This is a genomic window from Mycobacterium sp. Marseille-P9652 (genome assembly GCF_902652685.1).
Classification (GTDB): domain Bacteria; phylum Actinomycetota; class Actinomycetes; order Mycobacteriales; family Mycobacteriaceae; genus Mycobacterium.
Genome location: NZ_CACRUY010000025.1, coordinates 1 through 16855 on the forward strand (window position 1 = coordinate 1; position 16855 = coordinate 16855).

Below are 16855 nucleotides of genomic sequence, written 5' to 3' on the forward strand. Positions count from 1 at the left end.
GGGCCCGCCGGGCACCTCGGGGAGGCGGCGGGGGGGCTCCCGCGCGTGGTCGCCGTGGTGCAGCCGCGTCTTGTTGGTCAGCTCCTCGGCGGCGGTGTCCAGCTCGGGCGGGTAGTTCTGCCGCTGGTAGGAGTAGTCGCGCACCTCCTGGTGCGGCATGGGGAGGGACCCGGTGCCGCTGCCGTCGGAGCACCGCTCCTCGGTGGCGGCGGCCAGCTGGGCGGGAGCGGGGGCAGCGGCGGCAGCGCGACCACCTACGGCAGCGGCAACGCCCTCGGCGCCGCTGGACGCGACGGCACGATGGGCACCAGCGCGGGCGGGAGCGGAGGCGCGGGCGGCGACGCGACCATCAACAACACCACCTCGGCAGCGCACGCGATCGGCGGAGCCGGCGGCAATGGCGGCCCCGGCAACGAACAGTTCGGTAGCGGTTCGGGTGGTTCGGGTGGGCGCGCAACGAATTACGGACTGGGCGACGCCCACGGCGGAGCCGGCGGCGACGGTGGGTCCGCCGCCGCCGGCCCGACATGGAGCGCCGGTGGCGCCGGTGGTTCTGGCGGTGCCGCCTACGGTTACGGGACCGGGACCGCGGTCGGCGGTGACGGCGGGACCGGCGGTGAGGACACCGCTGCGACGGGCGGGCGCGGCGGTGACGGCGGTACGGCCTATGTCGGCGGGGATGGTTACCTCCCCTATGTCGGCCCCAACGGCGATGCCCCCTACGTAAACAACAGTGCCTCCACCGCTAGCGCGATTGGTGGCACCGGCGGCGCCGGTGGACAGGGCGCCCAAGGCGGTAACGCCGGCGCCGGCGGTAGCGCTTACAACTACGGGCTCGGACAAGCCACCCCCGGTATCGGCGGCAACGGTGGTGCCGGCACCGCACAGGGCGGTAATGGCGGCAGCGGTGGTAGCGCAGACATCGTTAACACCACGTCGACCGTCGATGCGGTGGGTGCGGCCGGTGGTGTCGCGGGCAGCGGTGGAGCGTCCAACGCTGGGTGGCAAAACACAGGCACTGGTGGTGTCGGTGGTAGCGGTGGCAGTGCTGTCACGTACGGCACAGGCAATGCTTACGGCGCCGATGGGCTCAACGGTTCCGACGGAATCAACGGTGGCGCCGGTGGGTACGGCGGCAGCGCAACCACGTACGGCACCGGAAACGTCCATGCCGGAAACGGCGCCAACGGTGGTAATGGCACCAACGGCGTTGGAGGAAGTGGGGGCGGCGGCGGTGGCGCCATCATCAACAACACCAACTCGACCGTGAGCGCCACCGGTGGCAACGGCGGGCAAGGTGGCAGCGGCACCTATGACGAGCGCTGGAGCGACTGGGGCATCTCGGGCCCGGTTACTGCCGGGGGCACCGGTGGTGGAGGCGGTTACGCCGCCACCACCGGCACCGGCGATGTCTACGGCGGCTTCGGCGGCGACGGTGGGACCGCCAACGGCGAAACCGTTGGCACTACCGCCACTGGTGGAACTGGCGGCTACGGCGGCGATGCATCCACGCGCGGCGCCGGAAACGTCACGGCCGGGGCCGCCGGCAACGGTGGCTACGGCACCACCACCGGTGGCGTCGGAGGGAATGGCGGCAGCGTCAGCATCACCGACACCGCCTCAAGCCGTGACGTATACGGCGGCATCGGCGGGTTCGGCGGAACAGGCGGAACCAACGGAGGCGCTGGCGGGGCCGGCGGGAATGCAGTCACTAACGGCTCTGGAAACGCCTTTGGCGGCGATGGACGCACTGGCACCGCCGGACCCAACGGGGGCTTCGGCGGAGACGGGGGCAACGCCACTATCTATAACGACGCTTCTACCGGACATTCGTTCGGCGGCGCCGGCGCCGATGGCGGCGCTGGAACGACCTCCGTTGGTGGTGCCGGCGGACGAGGTGGCGACGCTACTTCCAACGGTCTGGGGCAGGTCAGCGCTGGCGTCGGCGGCAATGGTGGCGATGGCACCTATCTTGGCGGTGCAGGTGGCCGCGTCGGCGATGCCTTGATCTCCAATAGTGCATCGGGCCACGACGTCGTCGGCGGTGCTGGCGGGTTCGGCGGCAACGGCCAGGCGGGCGGGCGAGGCGGTGACGGAGGCGACGCCGTCACCTACGGTTTCGGAACCGCAACCGGCGCCGATGGCCGCGACGGGACCATCGGCAGCAGTGGCGTCGGCGGCGGCGGCGCTGGGGGCAATGCGGTGATTGCCAACACCGGTTCCAACTCCAGCGCTGTAGGCGGTCACGGCGGATCGGGCGGCGGCGGAGGCAACGGCGGCGGCGCCGTCAACTATGGGTCTGGCTTGGCTTTAGGTGGTGATGGCGGTAGCGGCGCCAGCGGGACCGGAGGCGGCAACGGCGGTAATGCCGTTGCCCTCGGAATGGGAAATGCCGCTGCCGGCGACGGTGGAAACGGAGGAGAAGCACCCGGTGGCATAGGCGGACACGGCGGCACTGGCGGGAGCGCCTACGCGGGCAGCGCCGGAGGCGTCACCTACGACTTCGGCAGCCGCACCCCCTACGGCAGCCAAACCGCCACCAGACTTGACTACGGAAGCGACAGCTTCCAGTTCTACGCGCCTTATGGCAACTTCGATTACGTCAACCCCACATATCCCCGTCTCAACTCCACCGGGGGCATCGACTACTTCAACGGCAGTTCATCAACTGCGACTGCCGTTGCCGGGCACGGCGGTGCCGGCGGTGGCGGCTCCAGCGGGGGCGCTGGCGGCCCCGGCGGCACCGCCTACAACTACGGGCTCGGACAAGCCAACGCCGGAGTTGGCGGCAGTGGTGGGGACGGCTCGAGCGTTGGCGGCAGTGGTGGCAGTGGTGGTAGCGCATACATCGTTAACAGTGCGTCGACCGTCGATGCGGTGGGTGCCGCCGGCGGGTTCGCGGGCAGCGGCGGAGCGTCCAACGCCGGGTGGGAAACCCCGAACACTGGCGGTGCCGGTGGTAGCGGCGGCAGTGCTATCACCTACGGAACCGGCAATGCCTACGGCGCCGACGGGCTCAACGGTTCCAACGGGACTAACGGGGGCGACGGCGGGAACGGTGGCAGCGCAACCACCTACGGGACCGGACACGTTCATGCCGGAAACGGCGCCAACGGCGGCAATGGCACCAACGGGGTTGGAGGAAGTGGAGGTGGTGGCGGTGGCGCCATCATCAACAACAACGACTCGTCCGTGAGCGTCACGGGCGCCAACGGTGGGCAAGGTGGCAGCGGCACCCATGACGAGGTCTACAGCGACTGGGGCGTCTCGGGCCCGGTTACTGCCGGGGGCACCGGTGGTGGAGGCGGTTACGCCAGCACCACCGGCATGGGGCAGGTTACCCCTGGTGTGGGTGGCGACGGCGGTAGCGGCGGCGCTACCGGGACCGGCGGAGCCGGGGGGACGGGGGGCGGCGCCGTCATCGGCAATAGCATCTCTCCCGTCAACGCCGTCGGCGCCGCTGGCGGGAACGGTGGCACCGGCGCGACCGGTGGCGCCGGCGGTGCGGGCGGCAGCGCCATCACCTACGGCACTGGAAACGTCTCCCCGCACGCGGGGGCGACCGGTGGTGTCGGCAGTACCACGGGCGGCGCGGGCGGCACGGGTGGTACAGCGGTGATCGTCAACAGCGCGTCGGTAGCCGACGCACGCGGAGCAGATGGTGGGGCCGGCGGTTCAGGCGGCCAAACAGGTGGTGCTGGTGGGGCCGGCGGCGACGCGTACAACCACGGTAGCGGGCTGGCCATCGGAGCAGACGGCCACGAGGGGACCGCTGGAAACAACGGTGGCGCCGGCGGCGCCGGCGGGAGTGCGTACGCGTATGGCACCGGAGGGGTGATCGCTGGTGGGGGCGGTAACGGCGGAGCAAGCACCGGCACCGCCCTCGGAGTCAATGGGTTCAGCGGTGCCGGCGGTGCCGGCGGTGCCGGCGGCAACGCGGTCGTCAACAACACCGCCTCAACCGTCATGGCCCCTGGCGGCGACGGCGGACAAGGCGGCACCGGGGCCAGCGGCGGCGACGGCGGAGCGGGAGGAAACGGCACAACTTACGGGTTGGGCGCCGCCAAAGGCGGGGCTGGACACGGCGGCACCCCCGGCTCCGCCGAGTCCGGGGGCAGCGGTGGCAATGGCGGCAATGCCTACATCTACAACTACGCCTCCTCAGCGGACGCCACAGGCGGCCAAGCCGGCAACGGCGCCACAGGCGGCGACATCCCGCAAGGCTTTGCCAGTTCGGGCAGCAATGGTGGTAACGGTGGTTCGGGCGGAAGCGCAACTACCCAAGGCACCGGAAACGCCATGGGCGCCGACGGCGGCAGCGGCGGTGTTGGCATAGACGCGGGCGGCCGCGGAGGAAACGGAGGTGCGGCCAACGCTTCTACCGGAACCGCCCACGGCGGAGCTGGTGGTTCTGCTGGATGGGCAGGCCCTAAAGGGAGCGGAGGCTACGGAGGCAGCGGTGGAAACGCAACCAGCGGAACAGGAGACGCCATCGGCGGCCCCGGAGCGGACGGAGCTGCAGGTGGCGCGGCAGGCGGCTGGGGCGGAGCTGGCGGTTCTGCCATGACCGGCGGCGCAGGCAATGCCACCGGCGGTAATGGCGGGAACGGTGCTCCTGCGTGGTTACCTCCATCCAAGGCCCTGGACCTCACCGACCCTCAGTCGATCGCAGACTGGGCGAAGTTCGCGGCTGGACAGGGCATCGGAGGTGCCGGCGGAAGTGCAACGGTGACCGGCACCGGAACCGCCACTAACGGCACGGGTGGTGAGTTCGACGGCACCCTCAAGCAGGTTGCAATTAACGGCTTCAACCAAATCTTCGGTACCGACTGAGCATTGATGCCGCAACGGCCGCGCGAGCATCGTAGGCATGGTCGTAGGCGTGCAGGCACAGCTGCGTCTTGCCGCGCAGGCGCTGCTGGCACCTCAGCACTACATGATCCACGTCAGCACCACATGCTGACCGGTTGTCACCGTGGTGAGGTTGTCGCCAACATCGGTTGCGACCCCCGAGGTGCTGGGCTTTCCCGCGCCCGGTGGGTCGGACTGACGGGCGCTGGCGATATGTGGTGAAGCTCGGCGAGTATCCCGATCCGCGGAGTCAGTTCGACGCGATTTTGGACGTTTTGCCTAGCAACGATTCTTCGTAATAAAGCCGAATCATATTGCTAGGTAACCGTCTTGGTATGGTCGCTACGTAGCCGATGTTTCCCCGTATCGCCGGTGGGCTGGCTGCGGCCGGTGGCTCTTTCATGGTTGGTGGGTTCGCGAACCGGCGCGTCTCGAAACAATGATCTAGTCCGCGCCTCGCCGTCCGGACAATCTGGGATCCCCGGAGAGCGCCGCTCACGCGCTTGTCGAGTGCACCGCGTCCAGCGCAAGAATTTCGCAAACCACCGAAGCTAATCTCGCACCACCCGAGTAAGGAGCCAACGATGAGCACTTCTCAGCGTGCGAAGAAGATTATCGCCGGGGCATTGCGGTCGGGTGGTCTCGCGGTAGTCGGCCTGGCCATGGCCGCCGGCATCGCGCAGGCCCAGCCCGGTCCTGTGCCGCTCCATCCCGGCCCATTCCCCTCCGACGACAACGGTTGGGGTCCACCAAAAGAGTGGTGCCCTGGCGAACCCCTGCCGGCGACCGGCAATCACGTGACCGACCCGTTTCGTGGTTGGGATATGACGGTGTGTCACACCTATTACTACCTGTGGCCCGGGATGGGGAACGTGTCGAGCATGATTTGGGACGGGGATAACCCGCCGCCCAAGCCCCCGCCTCCGGTCGGCCTCTACTGCACCGATCACTGCTGGATCGGAAATCATCCCTGAGTCGCGTGTACTGAAAATCTTCGGCCACCGGCCGGGCTTCTTTCCTGAATGCTCATACAGCCGAACGTTCATGGCGAGCAAGCAGATCGCCGTGAACACCGGCTGGATGCGTCACGGCTGCGGCGATGAGTTTTCCCGGCTCGGAAAGTCTGACCACTGTCGTCGACAACATGGGAGGAACACGTGGGTCAGCTGCTCAGAGTGCAGAACTTCAACGTCTCGAGTGACGGAATTGGCGCTGGCGAGGACCAGAGCCTCGAGCGGCCGTTTGGCCACGTCGATCCCGAGAGGCTGTTCGCCTGGGCGGGGGCTACGGCGAGCTGGCCTACGCGCACGGACCCCGGAGGTAGCCGAGGCCTCGATGACTATTTCACCCGGGACTACGCACGCAACATCGGCGCCGAGATCATGGGCCGCAACAAGTTCGGGCCCCAGCGCGGGCCCTGGCAGGACCATGAGTGGCGCGGCTGGTGGGGTGACGAGCCCCCGTTCCGCACGCCGGTATTCGTCATGACCCATCACAACCGTCCTTCGTTCACACTCTCCGACACCACGTTCCATTTCGTCGAGGGCGACCCGGCTACGGTCCTCGATCAGGCGCGGGAGGCCGCGCGCGGCAAGGACGTACGACTTGGCGGCGGGGTGACGACAGTCCGGCAGTTCCTTGACGCCGACCTCGTCGACACGATGCATGTGGCAGTCTCGCCGGTCACGCTCGGGTCTGGACTACGACTCTGGGAGTCACCGGATGAGCTGCTCGACCGGTTTTATCTCGACGTGGTGCCAAGCCCGAGCGGGGTGACGCATCACCTGTTCTGGCGAAAGTGACACGGACCGTCGGGCCCTAGGCGCCGTTTTCCTCTTGCAGGGCTTGCATTGCCAAGTTGTCGATCAACTGCCGGCCCTCGGCGGTGCGTAACACAGGCAGCATCGCGGAGACCACACCGGCGGCGGTGAGCGCAAGGCGCACCAGACCGTCGGGCGGCCTGTCCGCTTCGCGGAGCACCGCATACTCCGCGCTGGGATCTCCCGAGTGTTGTGCCATCGCCATCCGGGCCACGAGCCGGTTGTCGCGGTCGAGGCCGATCTCCTCGTCGGTAGACGCCAGGGTGAACATTTCGCCGATTTCCGCGACCTCATCCGGTTCGCAGAGCTGAGCCACCAGCTGCCACAGGATCGAGATGGTGGCGCGGATCAGCTGTGGCAGCCGGTCGGCCGGGATGACTTCGTCGTCGACGATGACGCGCATGCCCGCTTCGTCGCCGCGCTCACCGTGCTGAATGAGTGCCAGTGCGCGACGGAAGTCCGCCGCACCCACGCTGTCGTCACCGCTCACCTTGTTCATCCTGCCGAAAGCATGCGACAGCAGCGAAAGTGGCTAGGGCACCGGTTTCCCACCGCGCGAAGGCCGGCTCCGCGCTCACGGGTGCAGGTTCCACTGGCCGCAATCCTCGGCGAGGACGTCGTTGACGTCGACTTCCTGTCCGCCGACGACGGGGCCCGGATTCGATGCCGTGCTGACGACGCGTTGGTAGAGCACCGCGGCGGGGTCGATCTGGCCGTGAGACCAGGCCTTGGTCTGCCACGCCCAGCGGTGGCCGGGGGTGCGCGAGTTCCCGATGACGCCGTCGGCGGCGGCCCATCGGCACACGTCGATACCGCCGTAGACGCCGGTGCGCTGCACCCCCAGCACCGAATTGATTCCGCGGAACCACTTGAGCGCCAGGTTGTTCCAGGTGTCGCGGCTGATGTCCTCGTCGATGCTGAAGAAGATCGGGGCGCTCTGGCCCCCGCCCGCCTCGGTATGCAGCTTCCAGGCGGTGTGGGCGTCGGCGACGCCGCCCTCGAATCCACGCCTGAAGTCCGAGGGTGCCGTGCCACCCGGCTTTCCGTATTGGTAATTGCTGACGATGATGAGCCCGGCCGCGGTCAGCTGCTCGGCGTAGGACCGCGTGATCGGCTTGGCGCCCATGGACGAGCCGGGACGCGACAGCGAGACGTAGTTGATGACCCCGGAGTGGCCGGCAGCTCGGATCTGCTGCGCCGGGATCTGGTGCATGGCGAAGTCGATCAACGTGGGGGTGGAGCCGACCGCCGCCCGGGCGGTGGCGGTTGCGCCCGCCGCGTAGAACGCGGGCAGGGCGGAGACGGCGATGGCGTATCGCAAGACGTCACGCCGGCGTATAGCGGGTGATTGCTGCTGAAGGCGCACCGTTACCGGCGAGTCGGGCATTGCGTGATGTTAAGTATGTGATTTTGTGCGCGAAAAGTAGCGTGTCGTACTCGATATCAAATCGGTTTTTGTGCTTCACCGGCCCGAGTCGTTGGCTGGTCCGCACGACCTCGTTCGCTGCCGCGTCGCTGCACCTCGGTCAATCCGAGAAGGATCAGGTCGAGTCCGAACTCGAATTCGTCCTCCAGAGGAACCGGCAGATGATCGGCGACGCGCGTGGTGGCCGGAAAGTCAACCGGGTTCAGGCCGCGAAATTCCTCCGACGCCGAGGCGTCCCCCGGCCCTGTCAGCTGAATGGCGAAGCCCAGTACGTGACGAGCCACCGTCGCGAAAGACCGCGCGGCAAGCGTCGGCGAGAATCCGTTGTCCAGGAGTAGGGCGATGACCCGTTCACGGCCCGCCACCGCATAGGGGCCCATCGGGACTTGCTCGACGAGTAGCGGAGCCACGTTCGGGTGGCGTCGCAGGGCGCCAAACGTCCTACGTGCGAACGCTTTACATTCCTCCTGCCACGTCATCGCACCAAGGTCGTCGTGGTCGACCTCGCTGAAGACGCGGTCGACCACCTGAGCCACCAGTTCCGAGCGGTTGCCGAAGTGCCGGTACAGCGTGGCGGTGCCCGAGTCCAGTCGCTGCGCAAGCGTGCGCATCGACAAGGCCTGCGCGCCTTGCTCGTCCACGATTCGCAAGGCAGCCGCGACGATGCTGTCACGGGGGACCGGCGGCCGTCCGGGTCCCCTCGACTGGTCTGCAACCGCGCGATTCGGCTCTGCCACAACCGTCAGTATGTCCGCGCTTGACGGCGGTCGCAATATCGGCAACACTGTATCCAATATTGCGGCGCCATCCGGCGTCGACCACAATCCAGGAGATCCTGCGATGTTGCTTCCACTCGCTACCGAGCCCTTCACGGCCCCCACCGACCGGGACATGCTTCCCTCAGAACGGCGAACGTTCGTTCGGACCCACCGAACCTGCGTTTTCGGCTACCGCCGTCGGCACGACGGCCCGGCGATGTCGATCGTGTACTACATACCGACCGACGACGACGAACTGTTGATCTCCACGATGGCGGGACGCGGAAAGGCGCGCGTCGTCGAACGTGATGGGAAGGTGAGCATTTGCGTGCTCGACGAACGCTGGCCCTTCGCCTACCTCCAGGTCTATGCGGACGCAATTATCGAGCGTGACCCCGAGCTGGTGGTCGATGTGATGATGGCCGTCGCCGGACGCATGTCCGGCCAGCCGCTGCCTGAAGAAGCTCGTCAGCAGGTCGAGAAGATGGCCGCCGAGGAAAACCGCGTTGTCGTTCGCTGTCGGCCGTACGCGACCTTCGCCCAACCGCCCCGCCACCTGCACCGCAATGACCAGGAAGAGCGGATCACCCACTGGACCTCGGGCGTTGTACCGTGGCACGCCCCCGACCCGGCGTAGGAGCGATGCGCACGCTGCTGCGCGATGCGCGGTTGATCTCGAGCACGTGACGAGCGAACTTGCCGAGTCGGGCGAGCGGCTCTTGCTGACGTGGGCGGCTCGACGGCGGACTAGAACCAGCCGTCGCGCATCTCCAGCGTGGTGCGGTCCAGGCTCTCCAGCAGGTCCAGCTGGGGACCGGTCTTCGGGAGCTCGTAGCGGTAGAAGTAACGCGCGGCCTGGCGCTTGCCGTCGTAGAACTCACCGTCTCGGCCGTGTGCGGCAAGCACCTGCTGCAGCCACATCCACGCCACCACGATGTGCCCGAAGGCCTCGAGGTAGATCACGCTGTTGGCCAGCGCCGCCTCGACGTCACCCGAGCCGAACATCGCGGCGGTGACCGACACCAGGCGCTGCCACGTGGCCTCGAGTTGGCCCGCCTGTTCGGCGGCGTCGCCGCCCGCGGCAACGGCCTCGGCCACGGTCCGGCCGATCTCCTCACCGATCGCCGCGAGGCCCGCACCGCCGCGCATCGTCACCTTGCGGCCCAACAGGTCGAGGCTCTGAATGCCGTGTGTGCCTTCGTGAATCGGGTTGAGGCGGTTGTCGCGATAATGCTGTTCGACGTCGTATTCGCGCGTGTAGCCATAACCGCCGTGCACCTGAATCGCGAGGTTGTTGGCCTCGAGGCACCACTGCGACGGCCAGCTCTTGCCGACGGGCGTCAGCATGTCGAGCAGCAGGGTCGCTCGCTCGCGCTCGTCGTCGGACTCCGCGCTGTGCTGGATGTCCATCAGCCGTGCGCAGTACAGCAGCAGGGCCATTCCGCCCTCGACATACGCCTTCTGCGCCAACAGCATTCGCTTGACGTCGGCGTGTTCGACGATCGGCACCTGCGGGGCCGACGGGTCCTTGGCCGTCACCGGGCGGCCCTGCGGGCGCTCGCGCGCGTATTTGACGGACTTGAGGTAGCCCGTATACCCGAGCGCCACCGCGCCCATGCCGACACCGAGGCGCGCCTCGTTCATCATCGTGAACATGTAGGTGATGCCGCGGTGCGGCTCGCCGACGAGATAGCCGACGGCTCCGGGCTTTCCGCCGGGCGTGAAGGTCCCGTCGCCCAGGCTGAGCACCGTGTTGGTGATGCCGCGTTGCCCCATCTTGTGATTGAGGCCGGCCAGCACCACGTCGTTGCGTTCGCCGATCGACCCGTAGTCGCCGACAAGGTACTTCGGGACGATGAACAACGAGATGCCCTTCGTGCCGGGCGGGCCGCCGGGGATCTTGGCGAGCACGAGGTTGACGATGTTGTCGGTGAGTTCGTGCTCGGCGCCCGAGATCCACATCTTCGAGCCGAACAGCCGGTAGGTGCCGTCTTCCTGCGGTTCGGCCCGGGTGAGGATGTCGGCCAACGACGAGCCCGCCTGGGTCTCGGAAAGCGCCATCGTGCCGGAGAACCGCCCGCTGAGCATCGGTTTGAGGAAAGACTCGACCTGCTCGTCGCTGCCGAAGTGCGAAAGTAGGTTGGCGTTGGCCATCGTCAGCATGAGGTACCCGGACGTGCTGATGTTCGCGGCGTAGAACCAGCCGATGCCGGCCTGGGCGACCACGGCGGGCAACTGGGCGCCGCCGAGCCGGTCGTCCAGCGCCATGGCCATCAGGTCGGCTTCGGCGAACGCGTCCCAGGCTTCCTTGACGTCGGGGATCAAGGTCACCTTTTCGCCGTCGAAGGTCGGTTCGTTGGCGTCGTTTTTCTTGTTGTGCGGCGCGAAGTAGCGCGTCGCCAGCTGCTCGCAGAGGTCGAGCACCGCGTCGAACGTCTCCCGCGAGTGCTCGGTGAAGCGTTCCCGCTTGGTCAACTCGTCGACCCGCAGCCACTCGAACAGGAGAAAATCCAGGTCGCGGCGCGACAACAGCACCGATTTCACGGTAGTGACTGTACGGCCGACGCCGACAGCGCGGAATCCGATCTACCCGGTGATGTGCAACGGGCCGATGCCGACGAGGTGGTCGCCGACCAGGCCGATACCGGTGTTGTAGTTGCCGAAGTTGAACAGGCCCTGGTTGAAGTTGCCGTGATTGCCGACACCCAGCAGGCCGAGCGGGCCGAGTGGGAAGCCGGAATTGCCTATACCGGCGTTGAAGAGGCCCACGTTGTCGATCCCAGTGTTGAACAGGCCGAGGTTCCCGAACATCGTGATGTTGTTGGGGTCGAAATCGAAGGTCGGGCTGACATTGCCGATGCCGATGTTGATATTGCCGGTGTTGAAGGCGCCGACGTTGTCGAGGCCGTTGTTGAACAGGCCGACGCCGCCGAAGAGGGTGACGGGGTCGGTGGGGGTGAAAGTGGGGCTGACATTGCCGATCCCGAAGTTGAGCGTGCCGGTGTTGAAGAAGCCGAAGTTCGCCTCGCCGACGTTGCCATAGCCGTTATTGGCCGCGGCCTGCGCTGCCGCCGCGGGCGACAGCCACGGGAGCCCGCTATCGCTGACGTGCAACGGCCCGATGCCGATGAGGTGATCGCCGACGAGGCCGGCGCCGAGGTTGTAGTTGCCGTAGTTGAACAGGCCCTGGTTGAAGGTGCCGTGATTGCCGACTCCCAGGAGCTGCAGGAAGCTCAGCGGCAGGCCGCTGTTGCCGACGCCGGCGTTACCCAGGCCGAGGTTGAGCGCGCCGGTGTTGAGAATGCCGACATTTTGCAATCCGCTGTTGAGGGCGCCGACGTTTTCGATCCCGGTGTTGAAGAATCCGAAGCCGCCGAAGGTGGTGACCGGGTTCGTGGGGGTGAAATTGGGGCTGACGTTGCCGACGCCGAGGTTGAGAGTTCCGGCGTTGTTGATGCCGAAATTGAGCGTGCCGGTGTTGAAGAAGCCGACGTTTCCCTCCCCGACGTTGCCGTAGCCATAATTCGGCAGGGCCTGCGCGGCCGCCGCGGCGACGCCCTGCGCCCCGCCCAGCAACGGCGCCACGTTGGCGGCCTCAGCGGCAACGTACGCCTCGGCGGCGCTGGTCAATCCGCCGACAAACTGAGCGTGAAACTCAGCAGCCTGGGCGCTGACCTGCTGGAAAGCCTCGGCATGCCCGGAGAACAGCGCCGCCACCACTGTCGAGACCTCGTCCGCGCCGGCCGCCGCCAGCGTGGTGGTCGGGCCCGCAGCCGCGCTGTTGGCCGCGCCGATCGCCGACGCGATTTTCGCCAAGTCTGATGCCGCAGATTGCACAATCGGTGGAATAGCAAATACAGCCGACAACGCAAAACCTCCCGCTTAACAGTGGTCCTTAGGAGCCCCCACAGTAGCGTTCGACACGTCTAATTTGGCGCGTGTTCACTTAGCCGTCCGCTGTGAATTGCTGTGAATTGCTGTGAAATTAGACCGACTCAGCAATGCGCGCATATTGACCGAGGTGTGCCCCGTGCGTGACCGCACCGCGACGGTGACCATGAACGCTCATCATCATGATGGTGCTGGCGGTACTCGCGGCCGTTCTGATGGCCGCAGGTGTCGGCTACTGCTGCGGCCGGCGCGCCGCGTCAACCCCGCCATCCTGGAAGCGGCGAACGAGCCGGGTCGCGCTCGGCAGACTCGCCCTCACCCTGCTCGTGTTGGTGACGGCGCGACGCGTCCGGCGGTACTTCCCGGCCGACGCGCCGCTGCTGCTGCGCGGGGGCCTGGCCCGGACGCGGTCCTACTGAGGCGGCGGAAGATGACAGCGCTGCAGGGCAAGGTCGCGCTGGTGACCGGTGCGTCGTCGGGCCTGGGCGCCGAGACGGCCCGGCTGTTCTCCCGCCAGGGCGCGACGGTGTTCGGCATCGGTCGCGATACCGGACGCCTGGCCGACGTCTTCGCCGACGTCGAACAGGGTTCCTACGCATCGGTGGATGTCGCGTCGGCCCACGCCTGCCGGGACGCGGTCGCGCAGTGCGTCGCGGAGTGGGGCGGGCTGGACATCCTCGTCAACGTCGCGGGGCGCCACCGGATGCGCCGAACCGAGTCCATGACCGACGACGACTGGGCCGAAGACCTCGCCGTCAACCTGAACGGGCCGTTCCATCTGTGCCGGGCCGCGTTGCCCCATCTGTTGGAGCGGGGCGGCAACATCGTGAACGTCAGCTCGATCGCCGGCGTCGAGGGCCAGGCCTACTCGGCGGGCTACTGCGCCGCCAAGCACGGCCTCGTCGGGCTCACCCGCGCACTGGCCGTCGAGTACACCGCGGATCGCTTGCGCGTCAACGCGATATGTCCGGGCGGCATGCTGACACCGCAACTCGAGCAGTTCAGCGCTCCGGAGAACCCGAACTACGACCTGATCATGCGCACCGCCGCGCCGCGCGGGATGATGGCGCCCTCTGACGTGGCGAACGTGATCGCGTTTCTCGCCAGCGACGCGGCGGCCGCCGTCCACGGTGCGGTCTATCGCGTCGACAACGGCAAGGGGGCGGGGTAGCCATGGCGAGCGGGGAGCCGCCGATTAGGTATCTGGGCCCGGGGCGCATTACTCTAGCCCGCGGTTCAACGTCGACTCAGGAATAGAGCCCATGCCTGTCCAGCCCACACTGCGGCACCCGCGAGCCCTGCGCAGCGGCCGTGCGCACCGCGTCCAATGCCCGACCATCGGTCAATGCTTCGACATCGAAATCAGTCGCGATCCGGTCGGCTGGCGCATCTGGATTCCCGAGATCGGTGGCGTCGCGCGCGCCGTCCGCCGCGACGCCGTCGAGTTGGCGGCGCGGGAATGCATCGCCGACCGCACCGGCATTCCGATCGGGTACGTCACCGTCTACGTAGCCCGCGAGACCGTCGGCGCCGAGTAGTTCCCCGAGCCGCCTCAGACCTTGACGGTCAGCGGCAAGACGTTCCAGATGTCGTCGCAGTACTCCGCAATGGCCCGGTCCGCCGAGAACTTGCCACTGCGCGCGGTGTTGAGGATCGATATCTTGGTCCACAGATCGCGGTCCTGCCAGGCGCCGCTGACCTGGTCCTGGCAATTCTCATAGGACGCATAGTCGGCGCAGACCAGGAACGGGTCGTCGTAGCGCAAGTTGTCCACCAGCGGCCGGAACACCTCGGTGTCGCCGTGCGAGAACTCCCCGCCGCCAATCAGTTCCAGCACCGTGCGGAGTTCATCGTTGGCGTCCACCCAGTCGGCGGGGGAGTATCCGCGTGCCTTGACCGCCACGACCTCCTGCTCGGTGAGACCGAACAGGAAGAAGTTCTGCGGTCCCGCCTCGTCACGCATCTCGACGTTCGCGCCGTCGAGCGTGCCGATGGTCAGGGCGCCGTTGATCATGAACTTCATGTTGCCGGTGCCCGACGCCTCCTTGCCGGCGGTGGAGATCTGCTCGGACAGATCGGCGGCCGGATACACCAGCTGCCCGTTCTGCACGTTGAAGTTCGGCAGGAACACCACTTTCAGGAACCGATTGAAGTCCGGGTCGGCGTTGACGGTCTCTCCGACCGCGGTGATGAGCTTGATGATCCGCTTGGCCATGAAGTAGCCGGGGGCGGCCTTGCCGCCGAAGATGAACGCCCGCGGCGGAATCGACAGGCCGGGGTTCTGCTTGAGCCGGTGGTAGAGCGCGACGATGTGCAGGACGTTGAGATGCTGGCGCTTGTACTCGTGAATGCGCTTGACCTGAACGTCGAACAGCCAGTCCGGGTCGAGGTCGACGCCCGTCACCGAGCGGACGTACTCGGCGAGGCGCGCCTTGTTGGCGCGCTTCACCTCGCGCCACTGCTGTCGGAAGGACGCGTCGTCGGCGAACGGCTCGAGCCCGCGCAGGCGCCCGAGGTCGGTGAGCCAGCCGTCGCCGATCGTCCGGTCCAGCAGCCCCCGCAGCCCGGGGTTGGCGAGCGCCAGGAAGCGGCGGGGCGTCACGCCGTTGGTCTTGTTGCTGAACCGCTCCGGCCACATCTCGTAAAAGTCTTTGAGGACGCTGTCTTTCAACAGCTCGGAGTGCAGGGCGGCCACCCCGTTGATGGCATGGCTGCCGACGGTCGCCAGGTGCGCCATCCGGACGTTCTTCTTGCCGTCCTCGCCGATGATCGACATCCGGCGGAGCCGGTCGCCGTCGCCGGGGAACCGGGCGTGCACCTCGTCGAGGAACCGGTGGTTGATCTCGTAGATGATCTGCAGGTGCCGGGGCAGCGACTCGGCGAACATCTCCAGCGGCCAGGTTTCCAGCGCCTCGGGCAGGAGGGTGTGATTGGTGTAGCCGAAGGTCGCGACCGTGATCTCCCAGGCCTCGTCCCACTCGAGGTGCCGCTCGTCGACCAGTAGCCGCATGAGCTCGGCAACGGCCACCGACGGATGGGTGTCGTTGAGCTGCAACGCGAATCGCTCGGGAAGCTCCCGGACCGACACGTCCGCGAGGTCGTCCACGATGTGCAGCACGTGCTGCAGGGAGCAGGACACGAAGAAGTATTGCTGCAGCAGGCGCAGCCGCTTGCCCGCCTCCGGCTCGTCGTTGGGATACAGCACCTTGGTGACCGTCTCCGAGGTGACCTCGTCCTCGACCGCCTTGTAATAGTCGCCGATGTTGAAGGCCTCCACCGCGAACGACTCGACGGCGCGCGCGCTCCACAGCGTCAGCACGTTGCACGTGTTGACCCCATAGCCCTGGATCGGCGTGTCGTAGGCGACGCCCTTCAGCACCCGCCCCGGGATCCACCGCACCCGGTCGTGGCCGTGCTCGTCGGTGTAGTGCTCGGCGAAGCCGCCCCACTTGACCAGGTAGCTGACATCGGGTTTCGCTATCTCCCAAGGGTTTCCCTTGGCCAACCAGTTGTCGGTCTTCTCGACCTGCCAGCCGTCGTGGATCTCCTGGTTGAAGATGCCGAATTCGTAGCGGATGCCGTAGCCGATCGCCGGCCGCTCAAGTGTGGCCAGCGAGTCCAGGTAGCAGGCGGCCAGCCGGCCGAGGCCGCCGTTGCCCAGCCCTGGTTCGTCCTCGCAGGCCAGCACCTCGTCGAGGTCCTGGCCCATGGCGGCCAAGGCCTCCCTCGCCGACTCCTCCAGGCGGAGGTTCAGCAAGTTGTTGCCCAGCTGCGGGCCCATCAGGAATTCGGCGGACAGGTAGCAGACGATCTTGCGGCCGAGGTCGAGTGAGGTCTGCGTGGACGCGACGCGGCGGTCCTGCATGCGGTCGCGCACAGCGAGCGCGAGCGCACGGTAGTAGTGCTCGGGCCGCAGGGCGGCGGCCGGGCGGCCGATCGAGTAGCGCAGATGGTCGGTGATCGCCCGCCGCAGCGCGTCCGCGCTCATTCCGGTGCGGGAGTGCTCGACCGGCCCGGCGCCCGTCGCGCCGATGCCGTCCGGGGCCGTCTGATCGACATCGGTCATGTGGAGTCCTCGTCCCTGAAAGCGGTGTCAGCACGTAACGCAG

General features: G+C 67.3%; 13 protein-coding genes and 1 pseudogene. 7 read left to right on the forward strand and 7 right to left on the reverse strand.

From position 1 onward, the window contains the following. Nucleotides 1-225, reverse strand: a pseudogene (locus GPY60_RS14545) (Cro/Cl family transcriptional regulator); the annotation flags it as partial. On the opposite strand from GPY60_RS14545, the gene GPY60_RS27430 reads away from it, so the two are divergent. The 3 genes from GPY60_RS27430 (at nt 151) to GPY60_RS14560 (ending at nt 6653) form a co-directional block, all read left to right on the forward strand. Continuing rightward, nucleotides 151-4833 carry a PE family protein gene (locus GPY60_RS27430; RefSeq protein ID WP_197283684.1) on the forward strand — a complete coding sequence of 1561 codons (4683 nt, stop codon included), beginning with the start codon at nt 151-153 and terminating at the stop codon, nt 4831-4833. The pseudogene GPY60_RS14545 and the gene GPY60_RS27430 sit on opposite strands and share 75 nt — an antisense overlap. A gap of 602 nt (nt 4834-5435) precedes the next feature. Beyond that, nucleotides 5436-5825, forward strand: coding sequence for a hypothetical protein (locus tag GPY60_RS14555; RefSeq protein ID WP_156688377.1), 390 nt, complete (start codon nt 5436-5438; stop codon nt 5823-5825). A 183-nt stretch (nt 5826-6008) separates the two neighbouring features. Continuing rightward, a complete protein-coding gene (locus tag GPY60_RS14560; protein WP_156688378.1) occupies nt 6009-6653 on the forward strand; it encodes a dihydrofolate reductase family protein in 645 nt (214 codons plus the stop codon). A gap of 16 nt (nt 6654-6669) precedes the next feature. On the opposite strand, the gene GPY60_RS14565 is transcribed toward GPY60_RS14560, so the two are convergent. The 3 genes from GPY60_RS14565 to GPY60_RS14575 all read right to left on the reverse strand — a co-directional run bounded on the left by GPY60_RS14565 (nt 6670) and on the right by GPY60_RS14575 (nt 8762). Further along, a complete protein-coding gene (locus GPY60_RS14565) occupies nt 6670-7161 on the reverse strand; it encodes a hypothetical protein (protein ID WP_156688379.1) in 492 nt (163 codons plus the stop codon). An 84-nt stretch (nt 7162-7245) separates the two neighbouring features. After that, on the reverse strand, nt 7246-8058 hold the full coding sequence (locus tag GPY60_RS14570; protein ID WP_156688380.1) for a DUF1906 domain-containing protein: 813 nt from the start codon (nt 8056-8058) through the stop codon (nt 7246-7248). 56 nt (nt 8059-8114) lie between these two features. Further along, nucleotides 8115-8762 carry a TetR/AcrR family transcriptional regulator gene (locus tag GPY60_RS14575; RefSeq protein ID WP_255457245.1) on the reverse strand — a complete coding sequence of 216 codons (648 nt, stop codon included), beginning with the start codon at nt 8760-8762 and terminating at the stop codon, nt 8115-8117. A 175-nt stretch (nt 8763-8937) separates the two neighbouring features. On the opposite strand from GPY60_RS14575, the gene GPY60_RS14580 reads away from it, so the two are divergent. Beyond that, on the forward strand, nt 8938-9492 hold the full coding sequence (locus GPY60_RS14580; protein WP_156688382.1) for a pyridoxamine 5'-phosphate oxidase family protein: 555 nt from the start codon (nt 8938-8940) through the stop codon (nt 9490-9492). A gap of 110 nt (nt 9493-9602) precedes the next feature. On the opposite strand, the gene GPY60_RS14585 is transcribed toward GPY60_RS14580, so the two are convergent. Beyond that, nucleotides 9603-11399, reverse strand: coding sequence for an acyl-CoA dehydrogenase (locus GPY60_RS14585; RefSeq protein WP_156688383.1), 1797 nt, complete (start codon nt 11397-11399; stop codon nt 9603-9605). A 42-nt stretch (nt 11400-11441) separates the two neighbouring features. Continuing rightward, complete coding sequence (locus GPY60_RS14590) at nt 11442-12722, reverse strand: PE family protein (protein ID WP_156688384.1); 1281 nt, start codon at nt 12720-12722, stop codon at nt 11442-11444. 206 nt (nt 12723-12928) lie between these two features. Between GPY60_RS14590 and GPY60_RS14595 the strand changes: the two genes are divergently transcribed. The 3 genes from GPY60_RS14595 to GPY60_RS14605 all read left to right on the forward strand — a co-directional run bounded on the left by GPY60_RS14595 (nt 12929) and on the right by GPY60_RS14605 (nt 14284). Beyond that, nucleotides 12929-13165, forward strand: a complete 237-nt coding sequence (locus tag GPY60_RS14595) for a hypothetical protein (protein ID WP_156688385.1) — start codon at nt 12929-12931, stop codon at nt 13163-13165. A gap of 11 nt (nt 13166-13176) precedes the next feature. Further along, nucleotides 13177-13917: an SDR family NAD(P)-dependent oxidoreductase gene (locus tag GPY60_RS14600; RefSeq protein WP_156688386.1), complete on the forward strand. Its 741-nt coding sequence runs from the start codon at nt 13177-13179 to the stop codon at nt 13915-13917. A 166-nt stretch (nt 13918-14083) separates the two neighbouring features. Beyond that, on the forward strand, nt 14084-14284 hold the full coding sequence (locus GPY60_RS14605) for a long chain fatty acid-CoA synthetase Faa4p (RefSeq protein WP_156688437.1): 201 nt from the start codon (nt 14084-14086) through the stop codon (nt 14282-14284). A gap of 14 nt (nt 14285-14298) precedes the next feature. On the opposite strand, the gene GPY60_RS14610 is transcribed toward GPY60_RS14605, so the two are convergent. Continuing rightward, on the reverse strand, nt 14299-16812 hold the full coding sequence (locus tag GPY60_RS14610; protein WP_156688387.1) for a glycogen/starch/alpha-glucan phosphorylase: 2514 nt from the start codon (nt 16810-16812) through the stop codon (nt 14299-14301). Between the last annotated feature and the right edge of the window lie 43 nt (nt 16813-16855).